This is a genomic window from Olivibacter jilunii, assembly GCF_900607235.1.
GTDB classification, from domain to species: Bacteria; Bacteroidota; Bacteroidia; order Sphingobacteriales; family Sphingobacteriaceae; genus Olivibacter; species Olivibacter oleidegradans.
This window is the reverse complement of the sequence record NZ_LR027849.1, coordinates 553,986-575,761: the sequence shown is the minus strand read 5'-3', so window position 1 is coordinate 575,761 and position 21,776 is coordinate 553,986. Positions and strand designations below refer to the sequence as shown.

Genomic DNA, 21,776 nt, shown 5'->3' with positions numbered 1-21,776 from the left:
TGACGAAAACTCGAATGCAATCACGATGGGCAAAAGAAGTAAATCCAGAAAACACCCACTCAGGTTATCCACGTCCACAATTGTCAAGAGATCATTGGATAAATCTAAATGGGCTTTGGAATTATGCCATAACAAAATTAAATGCACCACCTCCAGCGAGATATGATGGTCAAATATTGGTTCCTTATCCAATTGAATCTGCATTGTCTGGAGTTAATAAGGCACTATTACCAGACCAACATCTATGGTATTCCAGAAATATCCAAAAACCAAAAATAACTAATGATCAACGAATATTATTACATTTTGATGCAGTTGATTGGCAGGCTACCGTCTATCTCAATGGTAAAGAAGTTGGCAGTCATTCGGGAGGTTACGTCGGATTCACCATCGATATAACTGAAAGTTTAAATCAAGAAAATAACGAACTCAAGGTACGTGTTTACGACCCTACAGACAAGGGAGTTGGCACACATGGAAAACAAGTACTAAATCCGGCAGACATATATTACACTTCAAGTAGTGGTATCTGGCAAACTGTATGGATGGAAATAGTACCGTCAACATATATAGCCTCATTAAAATTAGAATCTGATATAGAAAATAGCTTATATTCAATAACAGTCAATACAAATACGAATACAAATGACAACCTCACAATTGAAGCAATTACTTATGAGCGAGGTAAACCAATTATGGTTACAAATGGTAAGGCAAACACTAAGTTACGGGTTTCTATTACCAATCCTCATCTTTGGAGTCCTAACGATCCTTTTCTATATAATTTGTCAGTTAGACTTAGATATGAAGGAAAAATAGTGGATGAAGTTAGAAGTTATATTGGGATGCGGAAAGTTGAGATTAGAAAGGACAAAAAGGGAGTTGAAAGAATTTTCCTTAATAATAAATATACATACAATTTAGGAGTACTGGACCAAGGATATTGGCCAGATGGACTGTATACAGCTCCGACAGATGATGCTTTAAAGTTTGATGTTAAAGCAATCAAAGAAATGGGATTCAACACAATTAGAAAGCACATTAAGATCGAACCTCTTAAATGGTACTATTATTGTGATAGTTTAGGTCTAATGGTGTGGCAAGACTTTGTTAATCCGAATCAAAGTCTACCTGCAGGGGCAAAAGAGGCATTTGAAAAAGAACTTCAAGAAACAATTACACATTTATATAATCATCCATCAATTACAACATGGGTTCTGTTTAACGAGCGTTGGGGGGCCTATGATCAAGAGCGGTTAACGGAATGGGTAAAACAGTTAGATAATACAAGGCTTGTAAATGGCCATTCGGGAGAATTACTTTATACTGATGAACAGCTCAGAGTCCCATCTGAAAACCCATATATCAAAAGTGATATGGCAGATGTACACTCATACCCAGATCCTATAGCCCCCCCAGCAATTGTGGGTAAAGCGAAAGTATTAGGAGAATTTGGTGGCATTGGCACATCAGTTTTCGATCACCAATGGAATGATCTTAAAGGATGGGGCTATGTTACAATAAAGCCTTCACAATTAGCCGGTAAATATGAAATTCTGACCAAGAAATTAAAATTTTTAGAAGCCCTTGGGCTTACAGCATCAATTTATACACAACCATTTGATGTTGAAGGGGAAGAAAATGGCTTAATTACTTACGACAGAGAAATCATAAAAATACCTCTAGATCGAATCCGAACGATCAATAAACAATTATTACCTGAAGGCATCTTACCCAAGGCTGATTCTAGTTTCTTCCTAGCTAAAAATATGGATGTTAATGACAGTGACGACAGATATAATGAATTGTTGGAACGATATTACGATGGACAAAGAGATTCTGCATTCCTTAGAAAACTAACTTTAATGGCTTTGCGAAAAAAAGACCAGGATAAGGTGACGCTATTGGGTACTGAATATGTTAAACAACTCAAACACAAATTCCTAAGAGAGAATTTAGAGTTCTTATTACACATAACCCAAACATCTAAGGATGTTGGATTTAATCTTTACTTGGAAAACCAGGAAAAGATAGATAAAATTATGGGAGACCTTGAAACACTCAGGAAAATCAAAAGAATTATAAATGCAGAAGAAATAGAACCACTTCTTTTGAACAATTCAGAGAATCCAAATTGGGATTCTATACAACAAAATGTTTGTAAAAAATATGGCAAAATTGGAGAAGAGCTTGTCTATGGAAAGAGAATGATCTATTCTTGGAGAATTAAAAAAGACTGGCAAAACATGGGTAAATTTTATAAACTATATTATGAAAGAGCGTTAAAGCATAGCGATTACCATATAAACAATATTTCCTGGTTCATATTCCTCCATATTGAAGACAAAGAAATACTTGATTTTGCAACAAAAGTCGTTAAATACAATATTGAAACATTTGATCAAACTGCCGAGTCAGTTGATACTTACGCCAATTTACTTTACAAAACTGGCAATTGGAAAGAAGCAATAAAATGGCAAGAAAAGGCTGTAATGTTATCTAACAATAATGATGTATTTCTAAAAAACCTAGTAAAAATGAGGCGTGGTGAAGCAACGTGGGCACTTGCTAACGAAAAGGAATAACATACCGAAGTCAACAAGAAACGAATTAAAATATACTTAATTTTTCCGAATCTATTAATGCAAACAACATTAAATGAAGATGAAGGAACACATCCTAACTACGAATCACATCCGTGTTTAAATCTTATAATAGACTAGGAAGGAATAACGATTTAAATACTGCAGTAATACTGAAATGTTACTGCAGTACTTTTCTATATATTATACCATATAGAAAGCATTTACTTCCTAAATCTTTTATTAAAGACTTTCGCATATGAAGAATTTTCTATTATTATTGCTTTTCATTGCAGTTCAAAATGTTGTAATAGGTCAAAGGAATGGGACATATAAAGTCAATCACAACAATAATCTTAGCATCGGTATACCATTAATAAGTAATGATGGTAATTACTCAGCATTCCATATAGATGAACCGGGATCAAGTAAACAAGGTTTCATTTTTAAAGAAACTTTTGGAGATTGGATAAAACGTATCCCAAAGTATGCGGATCAATCCCAACCTGCTATTTCAGGAGATAGTAAAAAGGGTGTTATTTTGCTACCAGGAGATTCACTATGTATAATCGAATTAGGCTCAGAAAAAATAGAAATAGTCCCAGAAGTTGAGTCTTTCCAATTGTCGCCGTATAAAAACAATCCGTGGTTATTGTTGGAATCAAAATTTCCAAATAAACAGTTAATAATTCGTAATCTTAAAACTAAGAAAAGTAAAGTCTTTACAAAATTTACCCGATACTATGTAGATGAAAATTGGCAAGGAATATTATTAACAATAGAAGCCCCTGAAAGAGCAAGGCAAAAAGAAATTTTGGTATATATTACATTGCCTGAATTAAGAGAGAGTCGAATATGGGAAGGTAAGTTATTAGCACCTCCGATTTTTGGTCCACAAAAGCAAGTGGCCTTCCTTACTGACGGGGGTAAAGCAAGGAAAAGAACTTTGTGTTATTACAAAAGTACTGACGAAAAAGCACTTCCAATTCTTGACACCCTATACAACCCTACAAATAATAGGCTACTAATAGATAACCTGCAAGCTTTCAGTGACAATGGCAACTACCTATATTTTACAATGAAAGAAAGTAAAGTAGAAGGAAAACAAAAAGGGAACTTAGCCAATTTTAATATTTGGAGTTTTACTGATTCTAAACTTCAACCTCAACAGCTTATAGATATTGAGAAACACCATAATAACAAATCATATCTCTATTTAATAGATGTTAACACCAAAAAAACTAGACTTCTAGCATCCGATAATGAAATATGCTTAGAAAAGCGACAAAAAATAGCACTTATAGGAAGTGATCTAAATAATATTGGTCATGGTGAAGGCCACTGGAACAATAGCGTTAAAAAAACCATTAAGATAACGCATTTAGAACAACCTAAGGAAAAGGAATTTAGCTTTTGGGGACATTTATCTCCCGCTGGCAAATTTTACATATACTATAATGATAGTCTAAAAACTTACTTTTCATATGAAGTCTTAACTGGAATTTCTCGAAATATAACAGAGAGTATAAACTCTGATTGGATTGGTTACTATCGATACGATAGATTTGGATCAAACCGAGGAATAGCAGGATGGTTGAAGGATGACTCAAAGGTATTACTTTATGATCGATATGATATCTGGCTAGTTGACCCAATGAAAAAATCAGCTCCAATAAATGTTACGAACGAATTCGGTCTTAAAAACCATATCGTCTTCGACATATTACAATCTGGAACAACCTTAGATCAAATTAGGGAGAATGAAGAACTAATTTTAGTTGCATATAATCTGCTCAATAAAAATAATGGCTTTTATAAAATTAAGATTGGCAAGAAATCCCAGCCTGAAATGCTAACAATGGGACCATATATTTTTTGCACAGCAGATAATCCTTATATACCAGAAAACACAAGCTTCCAGCCCATAAAGGCGAAGGAATCAAAAACTTTCATTGTCAAACGTACGAATTCCCGTCATCCTTCAGTTTACTTGTGTACAAAAGATTTTAAAACGTTTAAACCTATTATTGATGTAGATTACTCTAGCTATAGGAGCTTGTACACCTCAGAGTTACATACTTGGAGAAATAAAAGTGGAACACTGTATCAGGGTATATTATACAAGCCTAGTAATTTCGATTCAACGAAACAATATCCTGTAATTGTTAACTATTATGAAAGAAAATCAGACGGATTAAATGCATTTTTAACACCTGGCAATTCTACGGGAGAAATCAATATTCCAAGCTTTGTTAATGACGGATATCTTGTATTTACTCCAGATATTTTTTACAACATAGGTTCACCAGGAGAAAGTGCACTCAACGCCGTAGAAAGCGGAACATTATATTTAAACAATTTTAACTTCGTAAATAAAAAGAAAATTGGCATACAAGGATTCAGCTTTGGAGGGTACGAAACGAATTATATAGTAACGCACAGCAATTTATTTGCTGCAGCATGTGCAACAGCAGGAGTTTCCGATCTGATAAGCTTCTACAATAGCTTAAGAGAAGGTGGAAGCCTACAAGGGGTTTGTGAAAACGGGCAATTGCGAATTGGCCAAACGATATGGCAAAATCCTGAATTATACATTAACAATTCTCCAATTTTTAACGTTGACGATGTCACAACACCAATCCTGCTGGTTCATGGAAACCGTGACATTGCTGTTCCATTCGCGCAGAGCGTTGAGTTCTTTAATGCGCTTCGGAGGTTAGGCAAAATTGCATGGCTAATTGAATATGAAGGAAGCAATCACGGAATACATGGAAAACAAAGCTTAGATTATACTACTCGAATGAAGCAATTCTTTGACCATTATTTAAAAGACATGCCTCCGCCATTATGGATGACACAAGGAATCAGTGCGGAAGCAAAAGGTATTGAAGATGGTCTAAAAATCGATCAACGGATAGGTGCTACAAAAATCAAAGCCATATCTAACATAAAATAAATTTACTCACAAGTCAATTTAGAAAAGCCATAAGGTTTTTGAGAAAAATGGGGCTGCCAAAATTGGCAGCCCCTATATTCCTCAAAAATTTATTTAAGGAACTTAACCTATTTAAAGGTCCTGAATTGTGCGGATCTGAGGGCACGGATTAGTTGTCTTAGCAGTGCTTAAGCTAGTTAAAGGAACCGCAGGATTGTTTGTAGTAGTTGCAAACCTCAATGTGGTAACAGAGCATTGACCGTTGGATGCAGATTTATAAAATGCTCTTTCTGTAGTGGCTCTAGATGCAAGTGCTGCACCAACAACAGCTGTCACTCCAAGGGCTGTTAACATTACTTTTGCTATTTTCATAAAATAGATGCCTTTTAAGAGCAAAGGCTAACTTTACAAAATAAATATGCTTACTCTTTTCTAATGGTTTTCAGCTTCCCCATTGCGGCCATTCTTGTTGACAACAAGAATAAGCCTATGATGCGCATCAAACGACAATTTAGAGAAAAAGGACTTTTGTTTAAGCATTTACCATATAGATGTATTCTGGGTCTCTTAAAAAGAAATCGTAATATAAAAAAGTTGATCACTACTAAACGGCTTGGATAAGGCGAAGCAAGCCACATCTCCCTGATGTTTTAGCGGTGCTTAATCTAACCTGTACAACTGTAATTTCAGTTGTTGTTTGGGACATTTTAATTGTTGTAACAGTACAGCGCATTTGCGAGTCCTCTTTATAAAAAATCCTTTCTATTCGCGTCTCTCTCAGTTTGGAAGCAAAAACAACACTTGCTAAAGAGGTTAATCCTATAACACTTAACAGAATTTTCGGTAGTTTCATAATTACAGGCCCTTTTTAAATCAAAAGGAAAAACTTTAGTTTTAGATTGCCTACTCTTTTCTTGTGGTTTTCGGCGTTCCCACCAAAATAGTATCCTTAGAAATCATGATCAGACACCTGATCATTACAACTGCAAAATTTCTGACACACCTATAAATCCTACATATACCCTGGAGAGTTTTTTTTGCTCATCGTAAATAACTGTATAAGGAACACTTTTAACCGAAAAATACCTCCGAAAAAAGTTTTCAGGATCAGAAGCTGCGGTAATGTTATTGTACTTTTTTAAATCACGCTTCTTGTAAATTACTTTCAATTCCTCCAGTGGGTATGAAGTAACTAAGTAAATTCTGAAATTTATCAATAGTTCTATATTATCAATAATTTCATCAATCTGGGCTTCACAAAATGGACAATCCGGACGAATAAACAATAGAATTACAGGCTTACCCAAAGGAATGTCATTAGAATTGAAAGCAACGCCGTTAGTTGATAGCAAATTAAATGAAGGCAAAGTTCTTCCTTCCATACCAGTAGTTATCGGCTCATTTAACGGAAAAGAATGAGAACTTGTAAAGTTACAATTTGATAACAATAGTAAAACGAGCAGACAGACAGCCAGCAACGGATTGACAGAATATTTAAACAATTGCAGCTTCATATAGACAACTTTTTCCAAAAGTCACTTTGCAGATAATGTTTCTTGACTAATTTTATGGTTTATCATAACCTCCTGAATATTTGAGATCTCGCCGAGCTTTGCTTCTTTAAACAGAAAATCAATTATCAAAAAGTCTATTAATAAGAAAACCATGTTAGGGAACAACTGAAACCTTAAGGCTATTGGCGATGCAAAAACACTAAATCCGAAATTTACTATCCACAAAATTGCCGCAATTGTCAAAATTTTACTTAAAATGGGATACCGATTATGACCTCTCATTATTATAAAGCTCATCAAACCCAAAACAAAGACCGAATTTAATGCTCCTATTATAAGTGGATAGAAGTCAAGAACACTTATTTTATAATTTCTATTAAATGTAGTTACATATTTGCTTTTGAGATCAAACCATACCTGAGCAATTTGCTGTACGGAATCTTTCCCGTCATTATACTTTTCTAAAAACTCAACAGGCGGAGCATAATATTTTATTGCATTTGGTAATAAATAATACTTCATGAATTCAAATGGATATTTGCCTATCAAATGATACCCATATCTTGAATAAAGAGGTCCTTGGGATGCCCATTTCTTTACGCCACCAGAAATTGAATCATTTTCAAATGTTTTCTTTTTATATAATTCTAATGGCGACCTATCATCCCACATGTAAACTGTACTAGCAATTAGAAGCTCCTGTGGATGTCTTTTAACATCTCTGGTTGTGTCAAAATAATTTCGCACCATCATATCTAAACTCTGAAACTCTTTTGCTACAGGTTTCCGTTTTGCACTATCAACATACCTATAGGCATACAAAGCATTATTAGCTATTTGCCAGCCAGAAAAAGGAGAAAACTGTCTAACTCCGGTTAATTTATAATACTGATTCGAAGTATTCACAATAAAAAAAATTATGAACACCATTCCTATGCCCAAACCTAAGAGTTTATAATAATGGAATTTCTTGGACAATAGGACGGTTGCGAAGGCTATAATTGGATAGTATAATGCATTATATCTAACAGTAAAGGCAACGAATAAAACAATTCCACTTATAAGAATAATAGACTTTCTAGGCTTGAAAATGTTCCAAATTAATAGAGAAAACCAAATCAGGCTCAACGACAGAAATAGAGCATCAGAAGAGACTAAATTTGCTAAATGCAGAAATATAGGATTAAAAAGCATTAAAGCAAATAAAACCAATTTTAAAACTTTACTTACATTAACAAAATAAAATAAAGTAAATAGAAGCGCCAAGCCGCTCATTTCCAATAACAAGTATTGAAAGGTTACCAACAAAATATCTGATTTAAAAAAAACACTAAATAATCTGAGAAATTTAGAATACCCAATTGGATGAGTATTAATATCCAGGTTATGATAAGCAGACTCCAAGTAAACGAAAGAATCACCGTGAATAAAACTGGCAAAAGGATATAAAAACTTAAAAATTACAAGTTGAATAAACATTGCTACAAATGCAAACGATATCAACTTCCTGTTAAATTTATTATTTGACAAAAAGGACTTAAAATCGATGCTAAAAGATTCTTCTAATTGATTTTGATCCTTTAAAACTTCCCGGCTAGAAACCTTTGATGTTTCTTCATGGTATTCCTGCTCAGTATTAATCCCCCATATATTTGCCTTCTGCTTCACTCCCGTCGCAATATTATCCACCGCCACCATCGCCGTCAGCATACTATGATCAGAATTATTATACTTATGCATCCCGTTCCTTCCCACCAGAAACAAGTTCTCAAACTTATCTACATACTCCTTCACCAAATCAAACCGTTCATACGTCCCAAAATATGCCGGATATGTCTTCTCTACTCTTAGCACCGTTGTATCCAATACATTGCCAGCGGAAGCCAGCCCTATTTTCTCCAACTCGGCAATCGCCAGCTGCTTGATCTCCTCATCCGACTTCTTCCAAAAATCATCCGTTTTATTACAGAAGAACTCCATCCCTACCCATGCCGTATTTGGATCTTTCACCATATACGGGCTCCAGTTATTAAAAAGTTGTAACCTTCCTACTTTAACATCTTTCTCTTGAATATATATCCAGGTATCTTCGAGTTGCAGCGGCTTCCACTCCCCTGTCTTCTTATCCTGGAAGGACATTTGCTTCAACAAAATTCCCACTGTAATGAAATCCCGGTACTGGAGGCCGGCAGCCACCTCCCGAACGTCATCGGGAACGCTGCCGTCCATGCCTCCTACCAGCTCCTGCACCGGCATCGTGGAGAAAAAGTAATCTCCTTCCATGTAGCTGGTTTCACCGGTTATATTGTTGATGGCTGCTATAGCTGTGACTGCGTTATTAGCTTCAGAAGTATAGATGCGCTTTACATCATGGTACATGAGTATCTTGCCTCCCATTTCTTCGACCTGGCGGGCTACCTCTTCCCACAACTGCCCCGGCCCGAATTTGGGATACAGGAATTGTTCTATGAGGCTGGTTTCAGTATCCTTTTGGGCAATGTCGCCACTGGTTACTTTCTTCTTTTTGGTGGCTGATTGAATAGCATGCTGGATAGCTTTGCTGATAGATACGCCTTTGATCCGTTGTACCCCCCACTCTGCAGATATTTTATTACAAGGAATGCCCCATACTTTTTCTGTGTAGTCCTTGAAGAACAGGTTATACAACACCTTCCCGAAGCGATTGACCATAAAGTCTTCGAGATTGCTTTCCGGATTACGCGGAAACAACTGCGCCTTCAGATAAGAAAACATAATAGCAATAGTGGTCCATAGGCCCAGCTTGGTGAGGGTGTCAAGGGATAGCTGAATAGGGTAAGTAAAGAACTTTCGCAGGAAATAGATCCTGGATAATCGTTTGCGAACTAACATCACCTTATCAGGATCTGCTCCTGCGTTTACCCCAGTAGACACTGTATCAATTGTCCGGGACTTGTTCTGATAATTAATATTAATGGTAGGCTGTCCGACAGTTTCCACCGGCATAATATTAAACCACCAGTTCATTACCCTGTCCGATTTAGAAAAGAATCGATGACCGCCAATATCTATTCGATTGCCTTTATAATTAACTGTTTTGGAAATACCGCCTATATCACCAGATTTCTCCAGAATGACAGGTTTGATATCTGTTCTCTTCAACAATTCATATGCTGCGGTAAGACCGGCTGGTCCGGCGCCTATGATGATTGCTATTTTACTCATTTTTATTCATTTGGGATTTAACTAAAATTGAGGTAAAATAAAAGCTAGACAAATATTGGCATCGATAGCTTTTCAGGCTCTAGCCATCTTGCAAGGAAATGAATAGTACCACAATTACCATCCATTAAATCTGCAGTATTATTCAAATTATCCATTACCCAAAAACAAGAATTGGGGTCAATATTTGTATACAAGTTTGTTAATAACTCTGCAATCCAATCTGCCCTCAGTCGCCAAATATCCTCTTTAAAAACACTGTATGCTTCCAAATAGACCTCTCCAAGTCCACACAAACCAGCATTTTGGCCAAGAATACGATATGCAATTCTCTCAGGATGATTTAAAAGGGCACCTTTAACAATTCGCTTATATTTCTCATTATTATAAAACTGAAATGCTCTTATAAAAGTGAACGCTATTCCTGTTACCCCGTTAGCAAACCAGGGATCGGTATCGGAACTATTCACACTTATTGTCCACGAATATGCATCACCATATTCACTTTTTTGATTGTCTAACCAATCCAAACCTCTTACAATAGCCAAATCAGTCTTCTCATCGTAAAATATATTTATATAAGAGAGTAGGAAGTACAAAATGCCAGAAATTCCAAACGAAAGCCCCAAATATTTACTTGCCGGTCCTTTTGGATCTTCAGACGTAAACCAAGACCCATCGCTTTCTTGGCTTTCAAGTAAGAAATTGCAAATTTCCTTTAATTTTTGCTGGACAAATTCCGCATTCAAGTAATCATAACAATATATTAATGCAAGCCCCATGCCTGAAGCTCCAAAGGCAATGTTACCCCCTTGTACTTTACTATTAAAACATTCTGATATAAGCTTTTCAATTTCTTCGCTGTTGATAATATACCCGCTTTTTACACCAGATGCAAGCATCATTGCAAGTCCATATGTACCATAATAAAGGCCATTAGAAAGTTGATCCAAATTTGAAAAACATTCATCAGTTAAATATTTAAGATTTGCTTCGGAGCAATCTTTCAAGACATTATCAACGTCAAATCCAGCTCGTCTCAATTCAAATAGCGTATAGAAAACACTAGGAATTCCGTTAAACAAGCCAGTCAATAAACAATAGGGGCCTTCGGAATTGGAGCTAATAAAGCTATCTTTCGGTGAAGAAGAATACCATAAACCATTTTTATCGACTAAAACACTGCTTTTAAGTCCATTTATGGCAGAATTTACGCTCTGGGAAACCTTTAATCTTATTCCGTTCGATATCTTAATTGGTTGTGAAAAATTGCTCTCATTATAAATTTTAGTAAGTCTCTCCTTTAAAGTATCTAAATTTGGGCGGTTGTCACTATTCTCCAGAAGACAACAGCATATCAAGCATACAAGTTCTTCGTTTCCTATTAGGACCATAAGCCTATTCTTCAAATCAATTTCTGACCCAGAATTTAAAGTCGTTGGCAACAAACAAGTAAACAAAACAATCATTAATGCACCAATTGCAAATATATCCTCCTTAGTTGTCGGTATTTCTGCTCTCCTTTGCTCTGGGGACATAAACCCCTTAGTCCCAAGAATAAACGGAGGTCGAGGCATATTTCCGTTAATTGAGTACATAAGTTCTAAATCTATCATGTACACCTTTCCTGATTCACCAACTATAAAATTATTTGGTGTGATATCCCTATGAACAAATCCGTGATGATGAATTTTAAAGACCATATCGATAATTTGGAATAAAAAACCGAATATTATTATTTTCTTATCGACACTTAGATCTGCCCATATTCTTCCATCATAGATAGATACAATTTTTTTATCTAATATTTCACCATCAATATATTCAATGATAAGACTAGCGTCCTTGTTGCTAATGAAAAAATCGAGTGCCTTTGGAATAGGTATAATGTTCTCTAATGCTTTATGTAATTCAAACTGCCACCTTAGTCTATCTTGTATATCACGGCCATAATCATCAGAATACATACAATATCGCCCCTCTTTTAGAATGCATTTAATCTTTCTAAACAACCCTACTTTATAAGATATTAAATGAACAGACCCTTTAAAATCCTCCACTATAGATCTCAAAACTTTTATACGAGATTTTCTATTATCCGAATTTGGTATGACTTTATAAGCTGTTATTGAGCTAAAGGGCCATTCTAAACCATCATATAATTTAAAAGGAACTGGATAGTTGTCTTCAATTAATTTCCCATCAACTGTATAGAAATACTTCTTAACAACTCCGTCACCATCAATTTTAATGATTGGGTTAGTACTTCCAAACCTAACGAAAACAATTCCGCCCAATTGAAAATCAGTAGGTATTAAAGGTCCTTTAAAATCCTTTGTTTTTTCCAGCAAGAATTGAATTAATTTAAGTAACTGTTGAGAATCGTGAGGGTAAATACAAACAATTTTGGCGAGATTTCTGTATCCGAATTTTCCAAAAAGTATATTCTCAGCTATTTCCTTATTCAACGGAATCTTAAAAGGCACTTGAATGCGAATTAATTCCGGAAGAATAGCGTCAATTAAATAGGGAACTTGCGAAATCACTGCAGAAAGATGAATAATCCAGCCTTGAATCCCTTTAGGTTTCCCAACTTGTAAATAGTAGTCAACTATATCATAAGTTAAATCAAATTGGTCTAACAAAACATTATACTCTTTCACCTGGTTACCACTAAAGTAAGAATCTATACTATCCGCAGAGATAAAACATTGCTTATCCGAAATAATCTTAACGCTAGTAGGCATATGGCTTATTAATTAATGACTTCAAAATATATAGACTAGAATTGGGAACGGTTATGTTTTAGGGAAAAGCCAGCATAACTACATCTCTTTGCACGTCGCTATAGTTATGAATATTAGTAATAAATCATAAACTCTATTGTTGTCAGCAAAGAGAATCCTATAACATCGCTCATTTGAGTTACAAGCGATTCCTTTTTTGAATCGCCAAAGTAATTGCTCAACTAAACTTGTTACTTACGGTAAATGAGAGATTGAAAAAGTCATATTGGATGTTATTTTGAGGATTAAAAACTCTAAAGTATAGTATCTAACGGGTTTGCTATGTCAGGAGACTTATGGCCTTATTTTATTGTTCAATTCTTATTATACCAAAGCTACAATCATCTACTGCAATGTACACGCAGGGAGATTTTTTTTGTAAAATTGTAAAATTGGGATCACATTGTTTATATGAAAGGAACACAGTTGTCATTACGAATTAATTTAAAGTAACTTTGACATTATACACTAATTCTTGGTAAATTAGGTATATGTATTCAGTATTCACATTTGGAAAATATTGCTGAACATGGTGATGTAACCTTAGCTTTTCTTCAATTTCTTTATATGATTGCCCATTCAGCCCCATCTCGTACTGGCAATGTAGTACAAAATGACTAATGCCATTATTAAAATGGAAGATATTTGGCCCAGAACTTATTTCTAAAAACGCGTCATTTCCAGGCACAATCACAGCGGCAACACCTTTATACCAATGGACAAACACCAAATTGTTTCTTATTGATGTAAGTAATGCATAATGGGATCTTCCCGGACTGAGATAAATAGCAAATGGAAACCTAAAATAAGACACTAAATTCCATAATGAAAATTCTTTATCAGAATCACTTTGGATCAACAAAGTGCCAGCGGCGCTTTTTATCAGTATGGACTCAGGGGCGCTTAATGCATTTTCTGCAATGGTTGGGCAGTGCACAAATACCTTCCAATTAACACAAAAATCAAATATCTGAATATTGCAATTAAATTTTACATAGTTATTTTCTCCCCTAATTGCCTGGGTAACCAAGTTAACAAATGTACATTTATAATGATCGGTTCCTCCAAAATCCTCCTGATGAACCCTCTCTGCCAGATGCTTAATGACATTATCTATATCGGGTCTAATAGGACCATAAAAAACGCTTTCTCCCTGCATTTTCGATATTTGTTGCTTTCGATCAATTGATCCAAAATTACAAGTCTTTGATCTTAGGTCACCCATTGCGGAAGATGTGCAATAAAGCTCAACCGTTCTATAGACCCCTTTATTAAATAAAATTTTTTCGTAATTTCTTTTGAGCGACAGAATGTGATAATGGTTTTCATAAAGTGATATCGTCCGCTTTTTTGTCACTAAATAATTACAATTCCCTTGATACTGCAGATGATAACAAATTGCAGGTGTATTTAGCTTGTAATACAATATTTTTTGCTCTGACCGTATTCTATATTCACAAAATCTAACGAGGAAACCCTCAGGTGTAACAACTTCAACACTATCCATTTCCCAATCCTCACCTCTTAATTGCTTACTTACAAGGATTGGCTGACCATGAGATTCCTGTAGTGGAATTTCCATAGAGAGCTGATGGCGCCCCTCGAATCTTTCGCCCACCTCTACGGCAAACAATCGTTGAACATTTTTATAATGATCCATAAGCAGTCATTTTGAGGAAAATCTTAATTGATACTTTCAATTTAAAGAAAGTCCCTGCAGATAGGTTGCATTGAAATAGCTTATTTGGAAAACTCGGGATGCAATATAATTTGGGTAATTTATATTTAAAGAAATCAATAAACGTAGCTCAATGGCAAGCTAAGGTTATAGCTTTACTTTGCATCTCAGTAATAGCCGCCGGTAAACCGTGTAACATTTTTAAATCGAAATAAACGCAAAAATCAAAAGCCTGCACGCTGTTAAAATCCAGAGCCCAGGCTACCTACATTCATTTTTCCAATCCATTTTCAACCGCTTTTTATTATGCGAAATTATTTGCGGCCATTTATGTCTGCAAGAACTTTCGCGGCATAAATGCTTAGGCTTTATTCCACGTTTCTTGCATCCATACGACCGCCAATTTCCGGCATAAAAAAGCAATATGAAAATGGAAATCACAGAAAAAAGAACGAACAACCTGTTGCTGAAAGCTTACAGTGACAGCGAGTGGGATCAGGTAGATTTTGCAATCCTTAAAATTACAGGAGAATATCTCCACCAGCTCAAAAAGATATACGATGCGATGCTGACCTTACCGGACCTCCAATGGATAGGGGATCTAAGTTTATGGATTGGAGATGTCAGCTTCCATTCCAATTCGGATGAAACCATTCCCTTTGAAATTTTGGAAGAGATAGAACAGGAGTCCCCTGGGTATAGCTACATCAGGGAATTAAATCGCAGCAAACTACCTGAACCGGAACAACAATTATCCGGCTATGAGACGGTTTTGGATAAATATGGAAACTTATACCTACGTGCCGGCGCCAAACACACAGGTGAACGGTATTGGACGAATAGTTTTAATATCTATTCACTATTGGGCAATGATTCCGGTGAAGATGAAATGAAACAACAGGTAGATATCTGTGCTAAGCTGACCTTTGAAGCAGACGCGTCATTAGATAATGAGTATATTTTTCATAAATTGAAACAACATATCTTAGATTCCATGATCCTACTGAACCACAGAAACGAATATTCATTTGTTGAATGTAACTTTATATCAACCCGTGCAGAAGCGGACATCTATGATACTGAAAATCTCTATCGTACACGTTATTTCGCCTTCGGCACCATACTCGTAGATATGCTGGAACAAAAAGATATGGAAGGTGCTAAACTTGCCCTGTTACAGGGTGATGGCGATATTTATAAATTTGAAGGCGATTTGGATTCCTTGATCGACAGCGCCAATGGCTGGAATTATTACATTGAATTATCAAAGCACCAATATGAAGAACTAAGTGGGCTTTAAGCCTAATAAAAGGGTGTTATCTGCACCCTTTTATTGTTTTACCATATGGATAAAACAGATTTAATTAAGCTTTTCCAAGACCACTCCCTCATTTTCCTAACCCCTAAACTAAGTTTCTGCCTACAGGGGTTTGTAACTAACCTGCCTTATTCAATTGCTTTTCCATGTATTTTTTGTTGGGCCGGCAAAAATATGATTGCCCATTTTTCCTTCAAGGTCTTTCGCGGCATATCCTCATCCTTCCGGTATTCCACGGAACCTTGCCGGAATTCGGCAATCTTACCAAGCCTTCAAACAAAAAAATACATTATGGAAAAGCAAATCAATGAAAAGCAACTGAACTTACCTACAACCTTCACCTTTCATGAAGATCCAGGTCATGGATGGCTTGAAGTGCCTTATCAAACAATTGTAGATTTGGGTATTCAGGCTGATATTACTGGGTATTCCTACCGGCAAGATGGTAGGGCATACCTGGAAGAAGATCTTGATGCAGCAACGTTTATCATGGCCTATAACCGAGCCACTGGTCGCAATGAGGATGACTGGACCTATTTCAACTCCTTGGCAAAAACCTTAGTGCACAATGGATGGTGCTTTATCCGGAACTTACCAAATTATACAATCTGATAGGATTAGCGCTTCGGCCAGGTTGATAAATTATTCAACCTGGCTTTTTTATTATTGTGCACGCTGATCAATAAATTTTTTACTTTCCGATACAAAATGCCCAAAAGTGACCGTACTATTTTAAACTAACAGAGAAATCGTTTAAGATTTTACACAACCAAGTAGAACCTGAAAAATATTAATTCCTCAGAAACCACCATTATTCCATCCAGGGTATAAGATCACCAGAGCTACTCCTGATACAATAGCCTTGCTTCTCTTTTAACTGGACCCTATTTATAAACGTTGGTACAGTTAATCACGACTCTGATAAAGGTCAGTTCAACCCAATTCCAATGGCAATTTTTTTTGGTGGAATTCCTGTTGGGTCCCTCATAATTTTACATGGTCCCATTGAAATTTCTAATACCTCAAACTCGCCGCCGAACAGAACTAAGTCATCGACACTGCTCTCTTCTTCAAACTTTGTATAATGCTTTCCTTTATGTGGTTTCCTTTTTCTTTTCATCCGCTTCCACGCCTGAATGCGGAAATTCCACTTTAGTCCTGGCATCAGATTAATAAACATGTTTACAACTTTCATCATATATCCTTATTTACCGCTAATGCCACAAGGATCAGTAAAGCCCTCGCTTATAAAAGCCCTACCTCTCCCTGCGGCAAATTAAGCGGATTAATCACTATTTGTGCACTGGGGCACCTCATTATACTATCGAAGTTGTTAAATAATATACATTGCCCTGAAGTAATTTTGAAGTTTCCGCAACCTCATTTTACTCCAACGGAATCATAACCGCCCTTATCGCGCCAGCCGATATCTGGCTTAGATAAATAAACAGTATCATTGTTCTTAGAAAAGTAATAATCTATTTCAGTATCATACCATAGGTCTCTTAAATATTCGCTGATCGGCTCCTGCGTATTGATCGCCCCTTCTGCAACAACTTTCGTAGCAGCACTATCTTCAAAGACTATGTTTATTGAATAAATTTTTTCCAACTTTCTTTTCAGGGATTTCAAGGTAGTGCCCGGCGGAATCTCAAATGTATGATGGGCCCAATGCGGTATCGATTTTTTAACCGTATCTATCTGCTTTTTAATATAACTTCCATCCGCAAATGTGGCCTCATAACCGGCAGGTATCTCATTAACCTCTCCGTCATACTTCACGTTAACCTTTCCCTGATATACTGATAGATAAAGGAGGCCCGCTCCCCTGGATCGGGAAACAAATACACTTTCGGTTGTGCTCAGTTCATAATCCGGATATTTGACGTAGAACATCTTTGGCGAATTTTTATCTTCTTGGCGCGCAATGTTAAAATATGCTTCTCCGTTTACAGTTACCTGTCGTAGTTTGTCGAATAGAAATGGAAATACTATTCTTGAATTGGAATTCAGCCAAACCTCTGAACTATCACTTAACTTAAAACGATAATCCTGATTTCTTGGCACCGATAATAACCCCACTTTTGAAAAATTGGAAGGGAGAAGGATGCTATAACTCATACGGTTTCCACAGGTTGTTATGGCAAGGCCATGAGGATATTGGGTATGCTCAGGTGCACCGTATTCCAGACCAACTGAAAGTCTGTGTTCAGGTAAATAAAGTGCCAGACCATGGGCAATAGTCGGATCTGTTGTTGAGTTTTGCTCATTGTCCTCATTCTGTGACATAAATTCTTTAGCTGTTAGGGAATTTGCTACTTCATTAGCAACGTTCTTTGTGGAATTTGATACACACCCGAAAATAAAAATCAAAGGCATCAGGACAGCCGATCTAAATTGAAATACATTTAAAACCATAATTGTGCGGTGATTTAAAATGAAACCTTTATTCCGGCAGAAGCTGCACGGACAGATGGATAAAATTCAGGACCCGAACCGAAAATTTCCGCATCACGACCTGCATAGCCTGAGACTGTAAAAAAATTAAGTAGCTGAAAATACGCCGTACATCCTTTTCCCCCGATGGCCCGTGCCAACCTGGGAGGGAAATGATAAGCCATTATCAGGTTCTGTAACCTTATAAAGCTTGCATTCACCAAGGCTGCATCACTGCGAAGAATCCTTTGGTATTGCTCATAAGCAGCTGAGCCTTCTGTTGCCGTGTATCTTTGGACCAGTGCATCATCACCGGGTTTTGACCATCTTGACCAGTTATCAATGAACTGATTACTTAACATTCCCGGTGCCGTTGTTCCCAATAGAGGGTTCCGGTTTTGTTGGTCTGCAAATTTGACCATAAAACTGAGCTCTAATTCCTTGTACCTGATATTGTTCTGCAATCCTCCATGCATCGATGGCCCTAGATTAAAACCGGTAAGTTTGTTTTGGAAACTGTATACCCCGGTAGCAGGATCAATACCTTCAAACCGGTTACCTACCAGGACATCCAAAGATTTTCCCGGAATATATCGATTCCGGTATACTGTTTCAGAAATTCCGGGGAACGCTCGTAACCTCATTTGGGGAACACTGATATTGAATGAAGTGGTCCACGAGAAATCACCTGCATCAAACCATACAAGCTCCATACTCATTTCAAACCCTTTATTTTCAATGACCGCCGGGTAGCTTACCGGAAAATGAGGAAAGGATGCCGGCGCCTGATAGCGCCCGGTCAGCAAGAGGTCCGTACTCCGGTTGTTATAATAATTGAATGTGAACGAAATTTTATCTTGCAGCAACCCGATATCTATCCCCAATTCAGCTTTTCGCACATGCTCCCAACCATATGACGGCGTACTGAAAGGATGATCCGTGTTTGGTATTGTAACATAATTCCCTCCAATGTTTCCAATAAAGCGGTCATTGCCCATCAATCCCCAGCTTCCCCTGATCTTTCCATAATTCAACAATTCAAATTTCCTGAAAATGCGCTCTTTACCGAACGACCATGCAAAGCCGACGGTTCCGAAGGAGCCAAATTGCTTTCCCCTGCTGAGTTGATTTGACCCGTCCCTGCTGCCCGTCAACGAAAGCGTGAATTTATTAAGTGCTTTCAATTCGACTCTTGAGAAATAAGACCGGTACAGATACGTGCTTTCATCACGGGAAAGCAATAATAATTGCCCTGCGGCTCCCGGTTTATCCAGATAGCCGTCCATAGTATATCCCGTTCCCAAGCGATGCCTTTTTAATTCATTTTCACCCTGAAGATTTATACCGGCATTCAGGGAAAGGGTAAATGCCTTCATCTCTTTCCCCCATTCAACTTGAAAATTTGCCATTCCGGTTGTGTTCCGCTGATCATAAAAACTGCTATGACCTGCTCGAATATTTAACCGGGGATCAAATGAGCTTGCCGGGGTTACCTGCGTATTCCGGCTGCTCCACGTTCCCATTCCGGCTACCAATCGGATAACGGTATTTTGCCCAAGCGTATAAAAACCGTTAAGAGCGGTTCTGAAGTGCTTGCTTTTAGTGTTATCTGTACGAAGCAGGTAAATGTAGGGATTGTCTCCTTCCTGCTCGAAATTAAGAGAATGGTCGGCTTTGTATCCACCGGGGGCATTGGGAGGAAGAACGGAGAAAACAGTTAGGTCCTTGCCGGGCAATAGCCGGAGATCAGTGGTATAGTTTCCTATCAAGTTTAAACCCAATCGGCTGTTCGGAGCGTATTTCATCATTATATTGCTTCCCATCTTGCGATAGAAAAAGTTGTTTGTCGGAAAAAGTGTTTCCTCCCGATGATATAAACCGCTGACCCGATAACTTAATTTTTCCTTACCCCCTGTAATGCTTATATAGCCATCAGACAATAAGCCCCTGTTACCGATCATTTCTTTCTGCCAGTCTGTATAACGCGAACTGTCCCATCGGGTAATATCCACATCGGTCACGGAAACCGATCTGCTATCATTACGTATCCCCTCCCGCCGCATGTCAAGATATTGGCGCGTATCCATGTACCGATTAAGTTTAACTGCCTGGCCGACTCCGCGAGAAAATTGAAAATCCACTCCTTTATTTTGGGGATTGGCTTGTTTACTCCTGATCAATATTACTCCATTGGCGCCCTTTGCTCCATATAAGCTGCAGGCGCTAGCATCTTTTAAAATGGTAATGTCGGCAATGTCGTTTGCTATCAAGAGATTGAAAGGACTGTTTGCGTAAAAGGTCGTTTGATTTTGCCCTGCGCTTATCATATCGCTCAGGTTATCCTGAAAAGTATTGGCGGGCAGTAACACACCATCTACAATGATGAGGGGATCGCAGATGCTTTCCAAACTGTTTTGACCTCTTAGGCGTATTCGGTAGCTGCCTCCCGGTAAACCGGAGGTCGAACTTATAAATAATCCGGACGCCCTGCCCTGGAGCAGGTTGAGCACAGAACCGGGGTTATCTTCGACTAATGTTTTTCTTTGCAAATGAGTAACCGAACTGGCGCCGTCATCTATCTTTCCTTTTACCTTTACTTCACGCAGGGGGATGATGAGCGGCTCCAGTTTGAGATGTAGCGTGTCCCCGATTATCGGCAATTCGCGCGCATGATAGCCTAATCTAAATAGCTGCAAACTGTCCTTAGGACCTACATCTTTTAGGAAAAACTTCCCTTCATTATCACTGAAAGTCCACTTTCCACTTTGGGATATGATCAGGGAAACTGCCGGTATGGGTCTGCCACGATCATCGGTTACCCAGCCCACTACATTCCTCGGAAGCGCCTCGGGCAGCTCCCCTACATCTGCATGTCCTAAAAAAATACGTAGGTTTTCCTTATGGTAACACCATTGAACTTTCTTCCCGCTGAATATTAGTTTCAATACATTGTCCAAGGGTTCTTCCAGTACATTAATCTTAATTTTAGAATGGCGATTAAAGGCATCATGATAATATGAGGAAGACACACCGGTTTGCAATCGGATAATTTCAAGCAGGTCGGCTATGCTCAGCTCCCGCTTACAGGAAACGATACGCCAGCCTGGGTAACCCTGGCTATGAACATTTAAACTGATAAGTAAAATTGAGATTATAACTAATATGACTCTACAAGGCATAAAGGATAACTCTTGGGGGGATAACCCTTTATCTCCTAAACGGCCAGAATGAGAAAATGTACTATTGGACCATGCTGTTTTTTTATAAAAAAGGCATAATTTTTATGAAACAAAAAAAAAATTAACGGTTGATGGTACCTTTTGCTA

The 21,776-nt window shown here is 37.4% G+C and carries 11 protein-coding genes; 4 read left to right on the top strand and 7 right to left on the bottom strand.

The features are described 5' to 3' along the window. The first annotated feature begins 14 nt into the window (after positions 1 to 14). Together E0E36_RS08390 and E0E36_RS08385 are read left to right on the top strand one after the other, a co-directional pair. On the top strand, positions 15 to 2,585 hold the full coding sequence (locus E0E36_RS08390) for a glycoside hydrolase family 2 protein (RefSeq protein WP_207303738.1): 2,571 nt from the start codon (positions 15 to 17) through the stop codon (positions 2,583 to 2,585). 256 nt (positions 2,586 to 2,841) lie between these two features. Continuing rightward, positions 2,842 to 5,538 (top strand): alpha/beta hydrolase family protein, encoded by a 2,697-nt coding sequence (locus E0E36_RS08385; protein ID WP_130855574.1) that lies wholly within the window; start codon positions 2,842 to 2,844, stop codon positions 5,536 to 5,538. Positions 5,539 to 6,494: 956 nt separating this feature from the next. Here the strand turns inward: E0E36_RS08385 and E0E36_RS08380 are convergent. From E0E36_RS08380 to E0E36_RS08365, 4 genes are all read right to left on the bottom strand, one after another. After that, complete coding sequence (locus tag E0E36_RS08380; RefSeq protein WP_130855573.1) at positions 6,495 to 7,031, bottom strand: peroxiredoxin family protein; 537 nt, start codon at positions 7,029 to 7,031, stop codon at positions 6,495 to 6,497. Positions 7,032 to 7,052: 21 nt separating this feature from the next. Then, positions 7,053 to 10,235: an NAD(P)/FAD-dependent oxidoreductase gene (locus E0E36_RS08375; RefSeq protein ID WP_130855572.1), complete on the bottom strand. Its 3,183-nt coding sequence runs from the start codon at positions 10,233 to 10,235 to the stop codon at positions 7,053 to 7,055. Positions 10,236 to 10,279: 44 nt separating this feature from the next. Further along, the gene (locus tag E0E36_RS08370) at positions 10,280 to 12,979 is read right to left on the bottom strand and encodes a lanthionine synthetase LanC family protein (RefSeq protein WP_130855571.1); all 2,700 of its coding nucleotides are present in this window, start codon (positions 12,977 to 12,979) and stop codon (positions 10,280 to 10,282) included. 478 nt (positions 12,980 to 13,457) lie between these two features. Further along, a complete protein-coding gene (locus tag E0E36_RS08365; RefSeq protein ID WP_130855570.1) occupies positions 13,458 to 14,678 on the bottom strand; it encodes a hypothetical protein in 1,221 nt (406 codons plus the stop codon). Positions 14,679 to 15,126: 448 nt separating this feature from the next. Between E0E36_RS08365 and E0E36_RS08360 the strand changes: the two genes are divergently transcribed. Together E0E36_RS08360 and E0E36_RS08355 are read left to right on the top strand one after the other, a co-directional pair. After that, positions 15,127 to 15,996, top strand: a complete 870-nt coding sequence (locus tag E0E36_RS08360) for a hypothetical protein (protein ID WP_130855569.1) — start codon at positions 15,127 to 15,129, stop codon at positions 15,994 to 15,996. Positions 15,997 to 16,305: 309 nt separating this feature from the next. Then, positions 16,306 to 16,626 (top strand): hypothetical protein, encoded by a 321-nt coding sequence (locus E0E36_RS08355; RefSeq protein WP_130855568.1) that lies wholly within the window; start codon positions 16,306 to 16,308, stop codon positions 16,624 to 16,626. A gap of 316 nt (positions 16,627 to 16,942) precedes the next feature. On the opposite strand, the gene E0E36_RS08350 is transcribed toward E0E36_RS08355, so the two are convergent. The 3 genes from E0E36_RS08350 to E0E36_RS08340 form a co-directional block, all read right to left on the bottom strand. After that, entirely contained in the window at positions 16,943 to 17,212 is a 270-nt protein-coding gene (locus E0E36_RS08350) for a hypothetical protein (RefSeq protein WP_130855567.1), read from the bottom strand. A gap of 182 nt (positions 17,213 to 17,394) precedes the next feature. Beyond that, complete coding sequence (locus tag E0E36_RS08345; RefSeq protein WP_165446944.1) at positions 17,395 to 18,303, bottom strand: FecR family protein; 909 nt, start codon at positions 18,301 to 18,303, stop codon at positions 17,395 to 17,397. Positions 18,304 to 18,446: 143 nt separating this feature from the next. Further along, the gene (locus E0E36_RS08340; RefSeq protein ID WP_130855565.1) at positions 18,447 to 21,629 is read right to left on the bottom strand and encodes a SusC/RagA family TonB-linked outer membrane protein; all 3,183 of its coding nucleotides are present in this window, start codon (positions 21,627 to 21,629) and stop codon (positions 18,447 to 18,449) included. Positions 21,630 to 21,776: the final 147 nt, after the last annotated feature.